The organism is Gillisia sp. Hel_I_29 (assembly GCF_000744275.1).
Taxonomy (GTDB): domain Bacteria; phylum Bacteroidota; class Bacteroidia; order Flavobacteriales; family Flavobacteriaceae; genus Gillisia.
Genome location: NZ_JQLP01000003.1, coordinates 42405 through 58708 on the forward strand (window position 1 = coordinate 42405; position 16304 = coordinate 58708).

General features: G+C 35.0%; 11 protein-coding genes. 3 read left to right on the forward strand and 8 right to left on the reverse strand.

From position 1 onward, the window contains the following. Positions 1-4 precede the first annotated feature (4 nt). The 3 genes from P163_RS03950 (at position 5) to P163_RS03960 (ending at position 7102) form a co-directional block, all read left to right on the forward strand. On the forward strand, positions 5-1573 hold the full coding sequence (locus tag P163_RS03950) for a sensor histidine kinase (RefSeq protein ID WP_034887914.1): 1569 nt from the start codon (positions 5-7) through the stop codon (positions 1571-1573). A gap of 2 nt (positions 1574-1575) precedes the next feature. Beyond that, positions 1576-2298, forward strand: coding sequence for a response regulator transcription factor (locus P163_RS03955; protein WP_034887916.1), 723 nt, complete (start codon positions 1576-1578; stop codon positions 2296-2298). Positions 2299-2497: 199 nt separating this feature from the next. Next, entirely contained in the window at positions 2498-7102 is a 4605-nt protein-coding gene (locus P163_RS03960) for a T9SS type A sorting domain-containing protein (protein ID WP_034887918.1), read from the forward strand. A gap of 3 nt (positions 7103-7105) precedes the next feature. Here P163_RS03960 and miaA read toward each other — a convergent pair whose 3' ends face one another. From miaA to P163_RS04000, 8 genes are all read right to left on the reverse strand, one after another. Further along, a complete protein-coding gene (miaA, locus tag P163_RS03965) occupies positions 7106-8014 on the reverse strand; it encodes a tRNA (adenosine(37)-N6)-dimethylallyltransferase MiaA (protein ID WP_034887920.1) in 909 nt (302 codons plus the stop codon). A 5-nt stretch (positions 8015-8019) separates the two neighbouring features. Next, a complete protein-coding gene (locus P163_RS03970; RefSeq protein WP_034888309.1) occupies positions 8020-8844 on the reverse strand; it encodes an ion transporter in 825 nt (274 codons plus the stop codon). Between the two features lie 31 nt (positions 8845-8875). Beyond that, positions 8876-10846, reverse strand: a complete 1971-nt coding sequence (locus tag P163_RS03975; RefSeq protein WP_034887922.1) for a DUF3857 domain-containing protein — start codon at positions 10844-10846, stop codon at positions 8876-8878. Next, a complete protein-coding gene (locus P163_RS03980; protein WP_034887924.1) occupies positions 10839-12212 on the reverse strand; it encodes an exonuclease domain-containing protein in 1374 nt (457 codons plus the stop codon). The genes P163_RS03975 and P163_RS03980 overlap by 8 nt, the downstream gene beginning before the upstream one ends. A gap of 15 nt (positions 12213-12227) precedes the next feature. Next, on the reverse strand, positions 12228-12884 hold the full coding sequence (locus tag P163_RS03985; RefSeq protein WP_034887926.1) for a YggS family pyridoxal phosphate-dependent enzyme: 657 nt from the start codon (positions 12882-12884) through the stop codon (positions 12228-12230). Between the two features lie 126 nt (positions 12885-13010). Beyond that, entirely contained in the window at positions 13011-14246 is a 1236-nt protein-coding gene (locus P163_RS03990; protein ID WP_034887928.1) for a DUF1015 domain-containing protein, read from the reverse strand. Between the two features lie 67 nt (positions 14247-14313). Beyond that, on the reverse strand, positions 14314-15201 hold the full coding sequence (locus P163_RS03995) for a 3-hydroxyacyl-CoA dehydrogenase family protein (RefSeq protein ID WP_034887930.1): 888 nt from the start codon (positions 15199-15201) through the stop codon (positions 14314-14316). A 70-nt stretch (positions 15202-15271) separates the two neighbouring features. Beyond that, positions 15272-16237: a Gfo/Idh/MocA family protein gene (locus P163_RS04000; RefSeq protein ID WP_034887932.1), complete on the reverse strand. Its 966-nt coding sequence runs from the start codon at positions 16235-16237 to the stop codon at positions 15272-15274. Positions 16238-16304: the final 67 nt, after the last annotated feature.

Genomic DNA, 16304 nt, shown 5'->3' on the forward strand with positions numbered 1-16304 from the left:
ATGCATGAATAAAAAGTTATTCCTGCTTTTGATTGTGCTCATGAGTTTATCCCTTATCGGGATTATATTCGTGCAGGGTTACTGGATTAAAAGAACCGTAGAAGATAAGGAAGAACAATTTTCATATAACGCCAAGCAAATTCTAATTAGCGTTTCTAAAAAGCTTCAAAATCAGGAGATTGAAAACTTCTGGTTTGAATTTGCAGACAAAGACAGTACTTCTAGTGCATTGGATGAAGATCTTATAAATGGCTATTTTAAAACCGATGATGCTGCTAATGAAGATACCGATGGTGTTCTTCCCGGTGGTAGTATAGAAGAAGATAATAAGGTATCTTCAGATTTTCTTGCCTATGCTCAGGATAGTGCTCAGGTATCTAAACTGATAAACAGAAGGGTTGAAGATATTTTTAATGATGAGAATGTAAATCCAGATCAGGCAACTTCAGAAGAGCGATTAAATAGAATGATGAGAATGCGAGATGTGGAAAAAGATCTTTTAAGATCTTATATCTCAGAATTCACCTCTAGAATTCCTATTCATAAAAGACTTTCTAAAAGCAGAATAGAAGATTTAATAAGAAATGAATTAAAGAACTATAATCTAAATTCAGAATTTGAATTTGGGGTTTATAATAATTCGCTGGCAACCAAAGTTCATACAGATAATTTTGATATTGATGATCCTGCTACCTATAGTGTGCCTTTATTTGTAAGCAATGCCGGAGAGAGTAATTATCAGTTACTGGTTAATTTTACCGGCAAGAAAAAAGTAGTATTGTCTTCTGTTACTTTAATGGCAGTACTTTCTATTATTTTCACGCTTATAATTGTAATTGCGTATTCTAGTGCCTTATCTCAATTGATAAAACAGCGACAGATCTCTCAGATCAAGACAGATTTTATTAATAATATGACGCATGAGTTCAAAACTCCTATTGCTACTATTAATCTGGCTTTAGATGCTATTAAAAATCCGAAGATCATAAACGATCAGGAAAAGGTAGCCCGGTATCTACAGATGATTCGCGATGAGAACAAGAGGATGCATGCACAGGTAGAGAACGTATTACAGATCTCTAAATTAGAGAAGAACGAACTAGACCTTAAGAAAGAAAGATTGCATTTACATGAGGTGGTTACAGATTCTATTACCCATGTAGAACTTATTGTAGAAGATAGAAATGGCTATATAAGAACTCATTTTGGTGCGCTGAAATCTTCTGTGCTGGCTAATGAAGATCACCTAACCAATGTAGTGGTGAACATTCTAGACAATGCTATAAAATATTCTGATGAAGCTCCAAAAATAGATATCTATACAGAGAATGTTAGAAATAATATTGTGATGAAGATTAGAGATCAGGGGGCGGGAATGTCTAAATCTGTTCAGAAAAAAATATTTGAAAAATTCTACCGTGAGCATACGGGAGATATACATAACGTTAAAGGGCACGGACTGGGTCTTGCCTACGTAAAAAGAATCCTGGAAGATCACCACGCAACAATTCATGTGGAGAGCGAAAAGGGAAGAGGAAGCACATTTATAATAAAAATACCGTTAATAACATAGATATGGAAACTGAAAACAAGAAAATTTTACTAGTTGAAGACGATCCGAATTTTGGAACAGTCTTAAAAGATTATCTAGCAATGAATGACTATGAAGTTACTCATGCTAAAAATGGTATGGAAGGTTTTGAAAAGTTTAAAAAAGACGATTTTGATCTTTGCATACTAGATGTAATGATGCCTTATAAAGATGGATTTACATTAGCAAAAGAAATTCGCGATAAGAACGAAGATGTGCCAATTATCTTTCTTACCGCAAAGGCAATGAAAGAAGATGTATTAAAAGGATACAAAGTTGGGGCAGATGATTATCTGAACAAGCCTTTTGATAGTGAAGTTTTGTTGATGAAAATAAAGGCTATTATGCAGCGTAAAGCTACAGATAGCGTTGCAGACAGCAAACAATTTGAATTCCAGATTGGTGGATTTCATTTAAATTCTAAGTTGAGATTTTTAACTTACAATCAGCAAGAGCCAATAAAACTTTCTCCAAAAGAGAATGAGTTATTGCGTTTACTGGCACTTCATGAAAATGATCTAATGCCAAGAGAACTTGCATTAACCAAGATCTGGAGAGACGATAACTACTTTACGTCTAGAAGTATGGATGTTTACATAGCAAAATTGCGTAAATATTTAAAAGTAGACGAGAATGTAGAGATCTTGAACATTCACGGAGAAGGGTTTAGACTTGTTGTAAAGAACAGAGAGAACACCGAAGCATAAAGAATTAGAATTTCAGTTTCTAAAAGAGGCTGTATAAAGGTTAGTTTTGGGGAATTTGAGGTTCATTTCATGTACTATGAAAAGAGCCGGGAAACCTTATGAATAACTTTTATACAGCCTCTTTGTATTTAAATGTTAACAGCTTAAGATCTTAACTTTAGAGATTGGGTACTATATTTGCATCACCCTACACTACGCAATGAAAGATAATTTTAACCACAGCTTACCTACCGGCAACGCACAGAACGCTCGTTTTGTGAATAGGGTAGTGGTTTTCTTTGTGTTCTTCTTTTCTATGCTGTTTTTTTCTGAAGGAGTGGTGGGGCAGAATGGTCTTACTATAACATCAACGGAATCTCCCGGTCCTACTTCTGAAAATCCAATTCCAATAACCATTGAGTTTGATGATGCAGTAGATTTTCTTTCTCCGATTGATTTCTCGATCATTAATGGTCAAGACTTGCAAAATTTATTAAGAACCGATGTGAATTTTGAATATAAAGACGAAATCGATTTTGACCCCTTCCTTATAAACATTACTACTTCGGAATTAATAACTGCTTTTCTTTTTGATTCAATCGATGAATTATTTAAGACTAAATTAGGCGCTTCCGTTATTAGTATTGATTTTAATTCTAAAAATGAACTATTTTATCTTACGTTAAACAATGGAATATATAAATTAGGTGATCCTAAACCCGTAATTACTAAAGATAAATTCGATTCACCATTGGATTTCGTGATTAATAGGACTAATGGGAACTTTTATGTTGCAGATAATGGTAAAAAACAGGTTCTAATTTTTGACTCAAATTACCAAGAGTTGGATCCAATTGGTAATGGTACAAATGGAGAAAGTGATTTTCCTCGAGGAGCAACAGGGATAGCTTTGGATGCAGCTGGTAATATTTATGTAGCTGATAATTTTAATGGTCAAAACGATTCGGGAAAGGATGCTATAAAAATTTATCAACCTAACGGAAAACTAATTAGAAAGACTAGTTTTTATAATTCCGAAGAGATTATAGAACCGTTTCGAATTGCAGTTGATAAGAATAACAATATTTATTTAAGTGATTCAGGTGGGACAAATGGTCGAATTTTAATTTTTGACAATAATTTTAATCCAATTACAATCATCGAAGGTGTTGAACAAGGTACACCAGGGAGTTTAATTGTAGATGATTATGGTTATTTGTATGCTATAGATTACAAAAGTGATTTTAATTTAACCAACCTATTTAATGACCCGCTAGAAGTCCTTAATAATTATGAAACTATAAGAGATACAAAGTATACTGTAAATGTTTTTAATACGAATAAGAACTACACATTTGTAAAGAAATTTGATAATGCAGAACTTAATCTACCAATAGATATTGCTTTAAATAGTTGCGGTTTAATCCATATTAATAATCTAAAGCTTTCAGGTATAGGTCCTATGGGTGAAATTGCTTTAGGTGATGAGGTTTATCCAACGAGTGTAAATGCTACGTTTGATTTCTCCATAAGAAAATTTAAACGTCAAGATACTTTTACGGCAGAAGTAGTGCCAGATGCTCCCGGTGAGGTTTCGGTAAGTTTAAAAGATATTGACTTTTTTAAATGCGATCCACAGCCAAGAACAACTTTTTCTATTGAATATAAACCGGAGGATAACACTACTCTAATAGCTAATTGTAAGGCTATAACTCTTTCTTTGGATGCTGTTGGAAATGCAACTCTGACGGCGTCACAAGTTTATGATGGCGATGCTGCAGCAGATAATGTAACTCTAAGTTTGAGTAAGTATAATTTTAATTGTGCAGATATTGGCAAAATTGAAGTTGTTCTTACGGTTACTGATAAAGATGAACCTTCGCTTTCAGATACTTGCTCCGCAGAAATTACCATTATAGATGATATAAATCCAGATGTAAAATGTATAGCTCCCGGGAAAGAATTCTTTTTAGTAGATGGTTCAGTAACAATTGCAGCTTCAGATATAGATAATGGATCAACAGATAATTGCGCTATAGTTAATAGAGAAGTAACTCCCAAAATTTTCACCACTTCAGGAATCAAATCGGTTACTTTAATAGTTACAGACGCTTATGGAAAAATAAGCCAGTGTAACACCACTATTAATGTATTAGACAATACGCCACCAGAAGCAAAATGTAAACCAGTTAATCTTTTTTTAGATTCAAATGGTAAAGCAACATTAACTGCGGCTCAAGTTTATGACGGAAATGCTGCAGCTGATAATGTAACTCTAAGTTTGAGTAAGTATAATTATAATTGTGCAGATATCGGCAAAGTTGATGTTGTTCTTACGGTTACTAATAAAGATGAACCTTCGCTTTCAGATACTTGCTCCGCAGAAATTACCATTATAGATGATATAATTCCAGATGTAAAATGTATAGCTCCCGGGAAAGAATTCTTTTTAGTAGATGGTTCTGTAACAATTGCAGCTTCAGATATAGATAATGGATCAACAGATAATTGCGCTATAGTTAATAGAGAAGTAACTCCCAAAATTTTCACCACTTCAGGAATCAAATCGGTTACTTTAAAAGTTACAGACGCTTCTGGAAAAATAAGCCAGTGTACCACCACAATTAATGTATTAGATAATACGCCACCAGAAGCAAAATGTAAACCAGTTAATCTTTTTTTAGATTCAAATGGTACAGCAACATTAACTGCGGCTCAAGTTTATGACGGGAATGCTGCAGCTGATAATGTAATTCTAAGTTTGAGTAAGTATAATTATAATTGTGCAGATATCGGCAAAGTTGATGTTGTTCTTACGGTTACTAATAAAGATGAACCTTCGCTTTCAGATACTTGCTCCGCAGAAATTACTATTATAGATGATATAATTCCAGATGTAAAATGTCTAGAAGATAAACTAATAGCATATACAGATAGCAAATCTTTCAGACTGGAAGATTATAGAGAACAACTCACTATCTCAGATAATTGTTCTTCGAATTTTGAAATTGTACAGACTCCTGCTTCGGGAACAATTATTACAGAAAATACTACGGTGAACTTTAGCGTTACAGATGAGAATAACAACCAATCTGGTTGTAGTTTTAATATCAAATTCTTTAAAGAATCTGAACTTCAAATTCTTAACTGTCCTGGAGATCAATTTTTTCAAGTAGATGAAAACTGCAGTTATGCAATTCCGGAACTCGCTTCTACAATAAGTACTAATATAGAAGGCGCAACGGTAACTCAAAATATTACTGCAGGATTTAGTGTAAATAACGATCTCACATTAGTAATCACTGCTAAATTTGAAGATCAGATGGACACTTGTGAAGTAAAGTTGATAACCACAGATGCTATATTTCCTACCATAGAATGCCCTACAGATCAAACAGAAATGGTGCAGCAGGGAGAAGGTTTTCAATTGCCAAATTATATATTGAATGCTGTTTATGATGATAACTGCTTTATCCAAGAATTAAAACAGCAACCCGATGTTGGTACCGTGATCTATGACACTACAGAAATTATATTAACGGTGGTAGATAGTTATGGGAATTCAACAGAATGTACGTTTAACGTGAATATAATCACCGAAAACCCAGATCTGCAAATTACATGCTTAGAAGATCAAACCGGAAATTTAGATGCTAATTGTCAATTTCAATTGCCAGATTATACGCAACAGGCACAGGCTAATTTTGACGCTGTTATTACCCAATCTCCACTTCCGGGTTCTTTAATAAGCTCAGATACTAAAATCACCTTAACCGCCACAGGAGATACCGGGCAAACCAGCTGCTCTTTTAATATAAATGTGGTAGATGCTACTCCGCCGGTAGTAAAGTGCGTGGGGATTATAAACTTAAGGTTAGACGCTGGGGGAACTGCTAGTTTGTCTCCTCAAGATCTGGATGATACTTCTTTTGATGCCTGTGACAGCATTTCAAGAACACTTTCTAAGTCAGATTTTTCTGTAGCAGATCTGGGCACAAACATATTACGATTAACAGTAACAGATGCTTCGGGAAATTCAGGTTTTTGTGACACAACTGTAAATGTATTGCCTTATGAGGAGAATGCTATAGATTTTACGTGCAAAGAATCTTTTATACTTCAATTAGATAACAATGGAGAAGCTCAACTTTCTTCTGAAGATCTATATACCGGTACGGCAGGAAATTATCAGTTTAGTGTAGATAAAACCTCTTTTACGTGTGCAGATAAAGGCAGTAATACGGTTACTCTGTATTATAGCGATGGCAACACCGGTGGTAATTGTAGGGTAGAAGTTGTGGTAGAAGATCTTCTTCCACCTGTGGTAAGAACTAAAGATATAAGCATTACCCTAGATGCTAATGGTACTGCCAGCATCACCACAGAAATGCTTAATGATGGCTCTATAGATAATTGTGGAGATATAAGGCTGTTCTTAGATAAAACAGATTTTACATGTAATAATCTTGGTGAAAATAGGGTGATCTTAAGGGCTCAAGATGGTAGCAGTAATCCTGCAAGTGCTACCGCTACAGTTACCGTACTTGGAAATTGCCAGGAGCCGCCAGTCACGCCTACAGGGCCAGGTTATATCTTTATATATCCTAACCCTACAGATGGGCCTTTTTCTTATTATCTGCCTGCGGGTATCGCATTGGAGAAAGTTGAGGTTTATGATATGCAGGGAAAATATATTACCACCACCTTATTTGAGGAAGGAACGGTGCAATATAAGATGAACCTTAGCTATTTACAAAGCGCGGTTTATGTGCTTAAATTATATACCAATAAGGAAGAACTTATTTTAAGGGTTATAGTGAGATAATAACTATTGCATGTTAGATCTTAGATAAGCTATGATCTCTTCTGCAGGAGTTTCATGCTCGAACCACTTTATAGTTTCATCTTTTCTGAACCAGGTGAGCTGTCTTTTAGCAAATCTGCGGGTATTCTTTTTAATTTCTTCTACAGCTGCTTCCAGATCCATCCTGCCTTCAAAAAATGCGAATAGTTCTTTGTAGCCAACAGTATTAAGAGCATTTAATTTTCGTTTCTGATATAAAGATTGAGCTTCATCCAGCAAGCCTTCATCCATCATAATATCTACCCTTCGGTTTATTCTGTTATAAATTATCTCTCTCGGGGCAGTAAGTCCAATAGATAGGGTCTTAAAACTTCTGGTTTTCTTCGGCTTGTTCAGAAATGAAGAAAAAGTACTTCCTGTACCAATACAGATCGCTAAGGCTCTAATAACTCTGTGAGGATTGTCGGTATCTATTTTTGCAAAATATTCTGGATCTAGGTCTTGTAATTTCAATTTTAAAGGAGCAATGCCTTCTTCTTGCAGTTGTAAATTTAGGGCTACTCTTATGTCTGCATCTACTTCCGGAAATTCATCCAGACCTTCAGTAAAACTTTTTACATAAAGTCCGCTGCCACCCACCAGAATCAATACCTCTTGCTTTTCAAAAAGTGCTTCTGATGTGCTGATAGCTTCCTTTTCAAAATCTCCTACAGAATAATCATCTTCTATAGAGATATGCTGAATAAAATGATGCGGGGCCTGGGCCAGTTCTTCGTTGCTTGGCGCAGCAGTACCTATAGACATTTCTTTATAGAACTGTCTGGAATCTGCAGATATGATCTCTGTGTTAAATGCATTGGCGAGTTTTATACTTAGCGCTGTCTTTCCAATTGCCGTTGGTCCTAAAACGTTTATTACGTATCTATTCTCCATTTTAATTAAAGGCTATGCCCGCATTTATGGCAAAATTCTGCTTTGTTAAGGTGATTGCTTTCTGCACAATTAGGACAAGATTGAGTATTTACCTGTTTTTCTGAAGTGGTATCCATAGAAAACTCAGAACTTACAATTCCTGTAGGTACCGCAATAATTCCGTAACCCATGATCATGATGAACGAAGCGATGAACTGGCCTAGCGGAGTAACCGGATGTATATCTCCAAAACCTACCGTGGTGAGCGTAACTATACACCAATAAACCCCAACGGGAATGCTGGTAAATCCATGTTCCGGACCTTCTACCAGATACATTAAGGTTCCCATGATAATGCAGATTATTAACACTGCAAATAAGAAAACCAGGATCTTTGGCTGACTGCTCTTTAGCGCACGCATTAGTTTATTAGACTCGCCAATATATCTTGAGATCTTTAAGATCCTGAACACCCTTAGCAATCTAAGCGCTCTAATAGCGAATAGCATGTTGTAGCCACCAAAGAAGAAAGCTAAATAAGAAGGAAGCGTAGAAAGAAGGTCTATAATACCATAAAAACTAAAGATGTATTTTCTGGGTTTCTTTATAGACACTATCCTCAAAACATATTCTATGGTAAAGAAAAATGTAATGATCCACTCTGTGATATAGAATTCCTGTCTGTATTTAAGATTAACAGGAGCTATGCTTTCTAACATTACCAGTACAATACTTAATACTATAGCAACCAGAAGAACAATATCAAACAGTTTCCCCATGGGAGTATCTGCTTCATAGATTACTTCATGAAGCTTAGCTTTCCAGGCCGGATAAGATTTTTTAGTTTTCAATATATCGTTTCTACTAAATAGATATTTGTGTTTAGCTATTCTCTTTAAGAACAATTAAAGATTGATCTTGGATCTCTAAAATATGGTTAAAAAACTCTTTAAGATAAGGATAATATGCCGAAGGATAAACCGCCTTTGGGAAAGTGACCCTTAAAACTACCATCACCTCTTTTTCGGAAACCTTTCTTGTAGAGAATTGAATGGATCCTCCATTTTCAGGTAAGGAGTAAGCTTTAGATTCTGGAAGTGCTACCAGCGTATGATCTTCCGGTAATTTTATTTTTGCGTAATAATAATAGCCATCTTTAAATCCAAAATCTATAGGATAATTTCTTTCTTTAAGTGTAAAGGGATTTTTGTCAAAAAGCTTAAAGCTGAAGGGGTTAAAATAGATCATTCCATTCACTTTTTGAGACTGATTCTTCAAGGTATAATCTATGCTTAAAGGTTCTTCGATCTCTTTTTGATTATAGATCTCAAAATTGCTTGATGTGGTAAAGCTCATAGGAGTCGAGATCTTATTAAAGACCTGCTCTTGGCTTATTTCCTGCAGGTCATTTCTTACCTGTAGCGCATGATATCCACTAAAAGATTGCTTAGAATGTCCACTTGCAGTCCCGTCTTTATAGATAGCTAAAGAATCTTTATAGGTAACATTAGAGTATGTTTTGGCATTTATATCTATCCAGGAGCTTTCAGAATCAAAATCTATGAGTCTGGCGTAAGAGTTCAATGCTCTAAAAGGAATCATTCCAAATTCTATATTCTTTTCAGAAGCATCTAATAAGTAGGGAGTATTTTCTAATTCTAATTGTACCATCAAATAATTGAAATCTGATAATATTGGATACAGTTTAGTAGGAGTTCCATTGTTTCTAGTAGAGCTTAATACTGGTTTAACGGTAAATCCTTCATTCTCATAAATATTATGAAGTAGAATATTTATGGAAGCAATAGTTCCAGATTTATCTTTAATGATATCTTTTAAGTTCATATCGTAAAAGATCTTATAACTGCCATTCCAGCTATAGGTATTTTTTACAAAATTGAAGATCTCCTGTGCTTTTTCCAGGCCTTCAGGCATCGATCTGATGTTTTCAGGAAGCAGATCTTCTACCAGAGAAGTGCGCTTTAATTGCTTTCCCAGACCATTATCAAATTTTATTTCTTTATCTACATCTTCCCAGGATTTGGTATATTTTCTAACATATCCGTCTAGTTGAGTGATAGATTGCAGTTCATATTCTATTCTAGATACATAATTATGGCTAGAGGTTAGATGGGATTCTGCTATAAATGCGGGAATATTGTTCATTACATATGTAGTAACCATACAATCTGCCGGAACTGCTAATTTTGAAGTAAAGAAGCATCGCTTTTGAATATCGCTTTCCTGAGAAGCTAATTTAAGTTCTCCAATTTTTTGAATATTGTACTTATAATTCCCTGGAATTTTGCTGTTGAATTCACTATAAACCTTTGGAATTTCGGTTTGAAACCACCAGGTTTGAAAATTAAAGATAAAAGGAGATTCTTTTGTATAAGAGTACACCAAAACAGCTCCTGGTTTTAAAGCCGGAAAAGTAAAGCTCACCATGTCTTGATATGTATTTTCTTCTGTATATATCTGGGAGTCTAATAACTTCTTTTCTTTTCTAATTCCGTCTTCCAGATAATAAGTGGTAGCTACAATGTCTTTGATCTTCTGCCTGTCGCTTTCAGATTTAGAAAGTCTTATTTTGATATTTGCAGTATCGTAACCTTCATTATTTAAGATCTTAATTTTGGCTTCATACCTTGTTACTATCCCATGATCATTAACATCTTGAAATTCTGTCTCACCTTTTTCATAAATATAAAAAGCATTAGCAGCAGCATCTTTCTCGTAGCTAGTAGCGTTTAGATCATATTCTGATACCTCAGAATTTTTAATATTGAAGCTTTGTTGAGCGTATATGCAAAGGTTAAAAAGTAAAAAGAGGGGGAGTAAAAATTTAGTCATTTGTTTGCAGTTGGATGATCTTAAGTTTCTTGTTCCTTCTTAAATAACTCTGAATGATATGACGTACATCCCTGTCATTTTTCATAGGAGTTATTATAGACCTCACAATTTCGAGGTTATTCAGTTGGTAATTCAAATTGAAATATCCTACACCTTTAAATTCTCCATTTTCCACAAGCAAGGCGCTTTTTTCATCTACCTCACGGCCACGGTCTACCACCAGCATGTTTTGATCTTTATAACTATATATTTCTATAAGTTCTCTTACCCGTGCATTATAGTCTAATGGCGATTCTAGATCTATACAGGCACCATGACAATTCTTTATGGTGTATCCAAAACATTTCCCGGTTCCTAGCTCCAAGCCGCATAATCTATCACATAGATTGTAAGAGGAGATCATGTTTCTAAGCGTAGATTTTGCCTGCTGCATATTAGAAAAAGTGGTAACATTACTCTTTCTGGCATCTGCTCTTGCAATCTTTAGGTTGATATAACCCTTCTCATCAACAAATTGATAGAGGGCGTAGCTAAAAATAGGTTTGTTAGAAGTCTTATTATATTTTGGTTTATTCTGTTTTACCTCTTCATTTTCTTTAAGGAGAGCTATAAGTTCATTACCGGTAGCTTCAAAGCTTACCGCTGCAACTTCTTTTTGGAGTTCTTTTGCCTTAAGATTATCGTTGGTAAAATGCTGATTTACTTTTTTGCGGATATTCTTGCTCTTACCAATATAAATAATGTCTCCATCACTATTGTGAAGATAATATACCCCGGTTATTGCAGGAAGTTCTTCTAATAACTGAACAAGTTTTGTGTCTAATTGTTTTGAAGGCTCATTTTTAACCGATTCTTTTAAGATCTCTTTTTGAGAATCTTTAGCCAGCAACATTTTGAATAATTTCACGGTTGCCTGGGCATCTCCATTTGCGCGATGCCTGTCACTTAATGGAATTCCCAAAGCTCTCACAAGTTTTCCAAGGCTATAAGACGTCTGCCCCGGAATAAGCTTTTTAGATAATTCTACGGTACAAAGCGTTTTACGCTCATAATCAAAACCAAGACGTCTAAATTCTAATCTTAGTATTCTATGATCAAATTTGGCATTATGGGCTACCACAATACAATCCTTAGTGATTTCTACAATGCGTTTTGCTACCTCATAGAATTTGGGTGCATTGCGCAACATATCGTTATTTATACCGGTAAGTCCTACTACAAAAGGTTGTATGGGTTGCTCCGGGTTTACAAGACTAATAAATTGATCTACTACCGTTTGCCCATCAAATTTATAAATGGCAATTTCGGTAATTCCTTCTTCATTATACTTCCCGCCGGTGGTTTCTATGTCTAATATTGCGTACAAATATGATCCTTCTTCTTAATTATAATTTCTCTCTCCAAAAATAGCACTTCCTATTCTAACCATAGTGCTACCACATTCTACTGCCAACTGATAATCTCCACTCATCCCCATAGATAAGGTCTTCATCTTTGGATACGTTTGCTGGAATTCTGTAAAAACAGAATGTAAATATGAAAACTCTTTTTTAACCTGATCCATATCATCGGTAAAGGTTGCCATACCCATTAATCCGCTAACCTCAACATTTTCAAATTTTGCAAAAGCTTCAGAATCTAAGATCTCTTTAGCTTCATCTTTTGAGATCCCAAATTTAGAATCTTCATCGGCTATTTTTATCTGAAGCAAACATTTTATGGTACGTTCGTTCTTTTTAGCTTCTTTATTAATCTCTTTAAGAAGCTTTAAGCTGTCTACAGCATGAATAAGAGCAATGTAAGGCGCCATATACTTTACCTTGTTGCGCTGCACGTGGCCAACCATGTGCCATTCTATATCTTTTGGCAAGGCTTCCCATTTATCTGTCATTTCCTGGATCTTGTTTTCACCAAAAATGCGTTGCCCTGCATTATAAGCTTCTTCCAGATCTTCATTTGGTTTAGTCTTGGAAATGGCTACCAAGGAAACATCACCAAGTTCTTCTTTATATTGTTTTATATTTTCTGAAATGCTCATGCTGTTATATGTTGTAATTTTAAATCTATATTATTACGCTGTCATTATTCCATCTTCACAGAAATGCTTTTATAGGAAGGACATACACTCGAAAGAATTGAGAACTTAAAAAGAGATCAGCAAATTTTAAAACTCATAGATGGTAAGTCCGCTTCTTAATTTAGGTTCTATATAGGTGCTTTTAGGTGGCATAATAAGGCCTTCATCTGCAACTTTCTTTATTTCTTCTATAGTAAGTGGTAGCATTCCAAAGCCAACGGCAAAGGTTCCATTATCTACCTGAGATTTCATTTCTATAAGATCATTCTTTCCGTGAATATAGGCAATCCTACTATCATTTCTAAGATCTATAATTCCCAAAATAGGTTTTAAGATCTTTTCATATAAAATATTAGTATCCAAAGTGCTTAAGGAGTCTGTAAATTCATATCCTGTTTTTCTAAGATATAGCGAGTAAAATTCGCCATCTAGATACATATTGAAGTGATGCTTGCTCGTAGGCGCATAGGTCTCAAAATTCCTGTTCTCAATTCTAAACCATTCATCAAGCTGCATGAGGAATTCTTCTTTACTCAACCCATTAAGGTCTGTAACCATCCTACTATACTCATAGATCTTTAAATTGCTCTCTGCAATAAGATAGCTCATAAAATAATTATAGCTCTCTTCCCCGGTATGCTCAGGATTGGCTTGCATAGATTCATTTGCCAATAAGCAAGAAGAAGCACTTCTATGGTGGCCATCTGCTATATACAGATGTGGCATCGTTTCAAATTCTGCCTTTATCTTATTTACATTAATTTCATCATCTATTTTCCACAGGTAATGAGTTTCCTTATTATGGGTAGTAAACTCATATTCCGGGATCTCCTTCATAGCCTGTGCCAGAATATTATTGATAACCTCAGAATCTGGATACGTAAGCAATACCGGCTCCGTATTAAATCCTACTACTTTTAGATAATCTTTAAAAAGTGTTTCTCTGTATTCTATAGTATCTTCGTGCTTTTTTATAAGGTTGTTCTTATAATCTTCTACACTTGCTGCAGCTATAATTCCACAAAATACCTGACTTCTAGCAATGATCTTGTAGAGATAATAGCACGGAGTTTCATCTCTGGTAAATATCTCCTCTTCTTTAAACTCGAGATAGCGATTCTTAACCAATTGAAATCTTTTTTCTCCTGTTATTTCATGCTGAAATTTATATCCGGGATTGATAATATGTAAAAAAGAATATGGATTGTATTCCAATTGCGCCGTAAGTTCGCCTATGCTATAATCTTCATACGGTCTTGATGCAACGAGTCCTGCCTTGTCACTGGTAGGGCGAACTGCTCTAAAGGGAATGATCTTGGTCAAATTCTGAAAATAGGTATAATAGATCAGAAGTTAGGATCTGCATTCTAACTTCTGATCTTTAAAATCTTTATATAAATTGAGCTGATACTTTTTCAGCCTTTCTGCTCTCGGAATAATCGTAGAAACCTTCACCAGATTTCGCTCCTAATTTTCCGGCTCTCACCATATTCACCAATAATGGGCATGGTGCATATTTTGGATTTTTAAAGCCGTTGTACATTACTTCTAAAATAGAAAGACATACATCTAAACCTATAAAATCTGCAAGTTGTAAGGGACCCATTGGGTGTGCCATTCCTAACTTCATTACCGTATCTATTTCATATACTCCGGCAACGCCATTATACAAGGTCTCTATTGCCTCGTTTATCATTGGCATTAAAATTCTATTGGCTACAAATCCAGGATAATCATTTACTTCTACCGGAACTTTATTCAATTTTTCTGAAAGCTCCATAATATCTTTCGTTACTTTATCTGAAGTATTATACCCTCTAATGATCTCTACCAATTTCATAACCGGTACTGGATTCATAAAGTGCATTCCAATAACTCTTTCCGGATTAGAAACCTCTGCCGCGATCTGGGTAATAGAGATAGAAGAAGTATTGCTGGCTAAAATAGTGTCTTTAGAACAGTTAATATCCAGCTGCTTAAATATCTTTAATTTAAGGTCTACATTTTCTGTAGCTGCTTCTACAATAAGATCTACATCTTTAACGCCACTAGGTATATCTATAAAAGTTGAAATGTTATTTAAAGTTTCAGCTTTTTCATTTTCAGAGATCTTCTCTTTAGAAACCATTCTGTCTAGATTCTTAGAAATGGTATCCAAGCCTTTTTGAAGACTTTCTTTAGAAATATCTATAAGGTTAACTTTATATCCAAATTGTGCAAACGTATGTGCAATACCGTTACCCATGGTTCCGGCTCCTATTACTGCTATATTTTTCATTATTTAAATTTTTATAATTGGAGGTTTAAAAAAATCCTCTATTCTTTATTACTTGAAATTCTGATAGCGTTTATTTTTTAAAACTATCTATAACCATATTGGCAACACGCAATGCTTCTGCACCCTGTTCTAAACTTACTATGGGAGTAGTATCGTTATTTATGGCATCTGCAAAGGTTTCTAACTCATCTAAAATAGCATTGTGCTCTTCAACCTTAGGGTTGTCAAAATAGATCTGCTTTTTGATACCTTCAGCATTTTGTAAGATCATGGCAAAATCATCTGGTGTTTCCGGTGCATCCTTCATCTTTACCACCTCACAGTTTCGCTCTAAGAAATCTACAGAAATGTAAGCATCACGCTGAAAGAAGCGCGCTTTTCTCATATTCTTTAAAGAAATCCTACTAGCCGTTAGATTGGCAACACATCCATTTTCAAACTGAATTCTGGCGTTTGCTATATCCGGAGTTTCACTTATTACAGAAACTCCACTGGCATAAACATCTTTCACTTCAGATTTTACTACACTTAAAATAACGTCAATATCATGAATCATAAGATCTAAAACCACCGGCACGTCGGTTCCACGAGGATTGAATTCTGCCAATCTATGTGCTTCAATGAACATAGGTTGCTCTATTTTATCTTTAATCGCTCTAAAGGCAGGGTTAAATCTTTCTACATGCCCAACTTGGCCTTTTACCTTATGCTTTTTTGCTAAAGCTATAAGTTCTTCGGCTTCTGCATAAGTGGAGGTAATAGGTTTTTCTATAAAAAGATGCTTCCCGGCAGAAATTACCTCTTTAGCAACTTTAAAATGAGCGTTTGTGGGTGTAACAACATCTATAACATCTACTAGTGCTAGTAGCTCTTCTGGAGAATTAAAACTTTTATATCCAAATTCCTGTTCCACTTTTGCGGCTAGTTCTTTATTATCATCATAAAAACCAACCAACTCATATTTAGAAGATTCTTGAAGAAGTTTTAAGTGGATCTTTCCTAGGTGTCCGGCACCAAATACTCCAGCTTTAAGCATGTTTGTTACATTTTTCACAAAAATAGCATTTCTTGAGTTAAAGCCAATATCATTTTGGCTGTAAATG

Bases quoted from the DNA above. Each gene is read 5' to 3' on its own strand.
- miaA (WP_034887920.1), bottom strand. From the start codon at position 8,014: ATGGAGAATAGATACGTAATAAACGTTTTAGGACCAACGGCAATTGGA.
- P163_RS04000 (WP_034887932.1), bottom strand. From the start codon at position 16,237: ATGCTTAAAGCTGGAGTATTTGGTGCCGGACACCTAGGAAAGATCCAC.
- P163_RS03995 (WP_034887930.1), bottom strand. From the start codon at position 15,201: ATGAAAAATATAGCAGTAATAGGAGCCGGAACCATGGGTAACGGTATT.
- P163_RS03975 (WP_034887922.1), bottom strand. From the start codon at position 10,846: ATGACTAAATTTTTACTCCCCCTCTTTTTACTTTTTAACCTTTGCATA.
- P163_RS03985 (WP_034887926.1), bottom strand. From the start codon at position 12,884: ATGAGCATTTCAGAAAATATAAAACAATATAAAGAAGAACTTGGTGAT.
- P163_RS03950 (WP_034887914.1), top strand. From the start codon at position 5: ATGAATAAAAAGTTATTCCTGCTTTTGATTGTGCTCATGAGTTTATCC.
- P163_RS03955 (WP_034887916.1), top strand. From the start codon at position 1,576: ATGGAAACTGAAAACAAGAAAATTTTACTAGTTGAAGACGATCCGAAT.
- P163_RS03960 (WP_034887918.1), top strand. From the start codon at position 2,498: ATGAAAGATAATTTTAACCACAGCTTACCTACCGGCAACGCACAGAAC.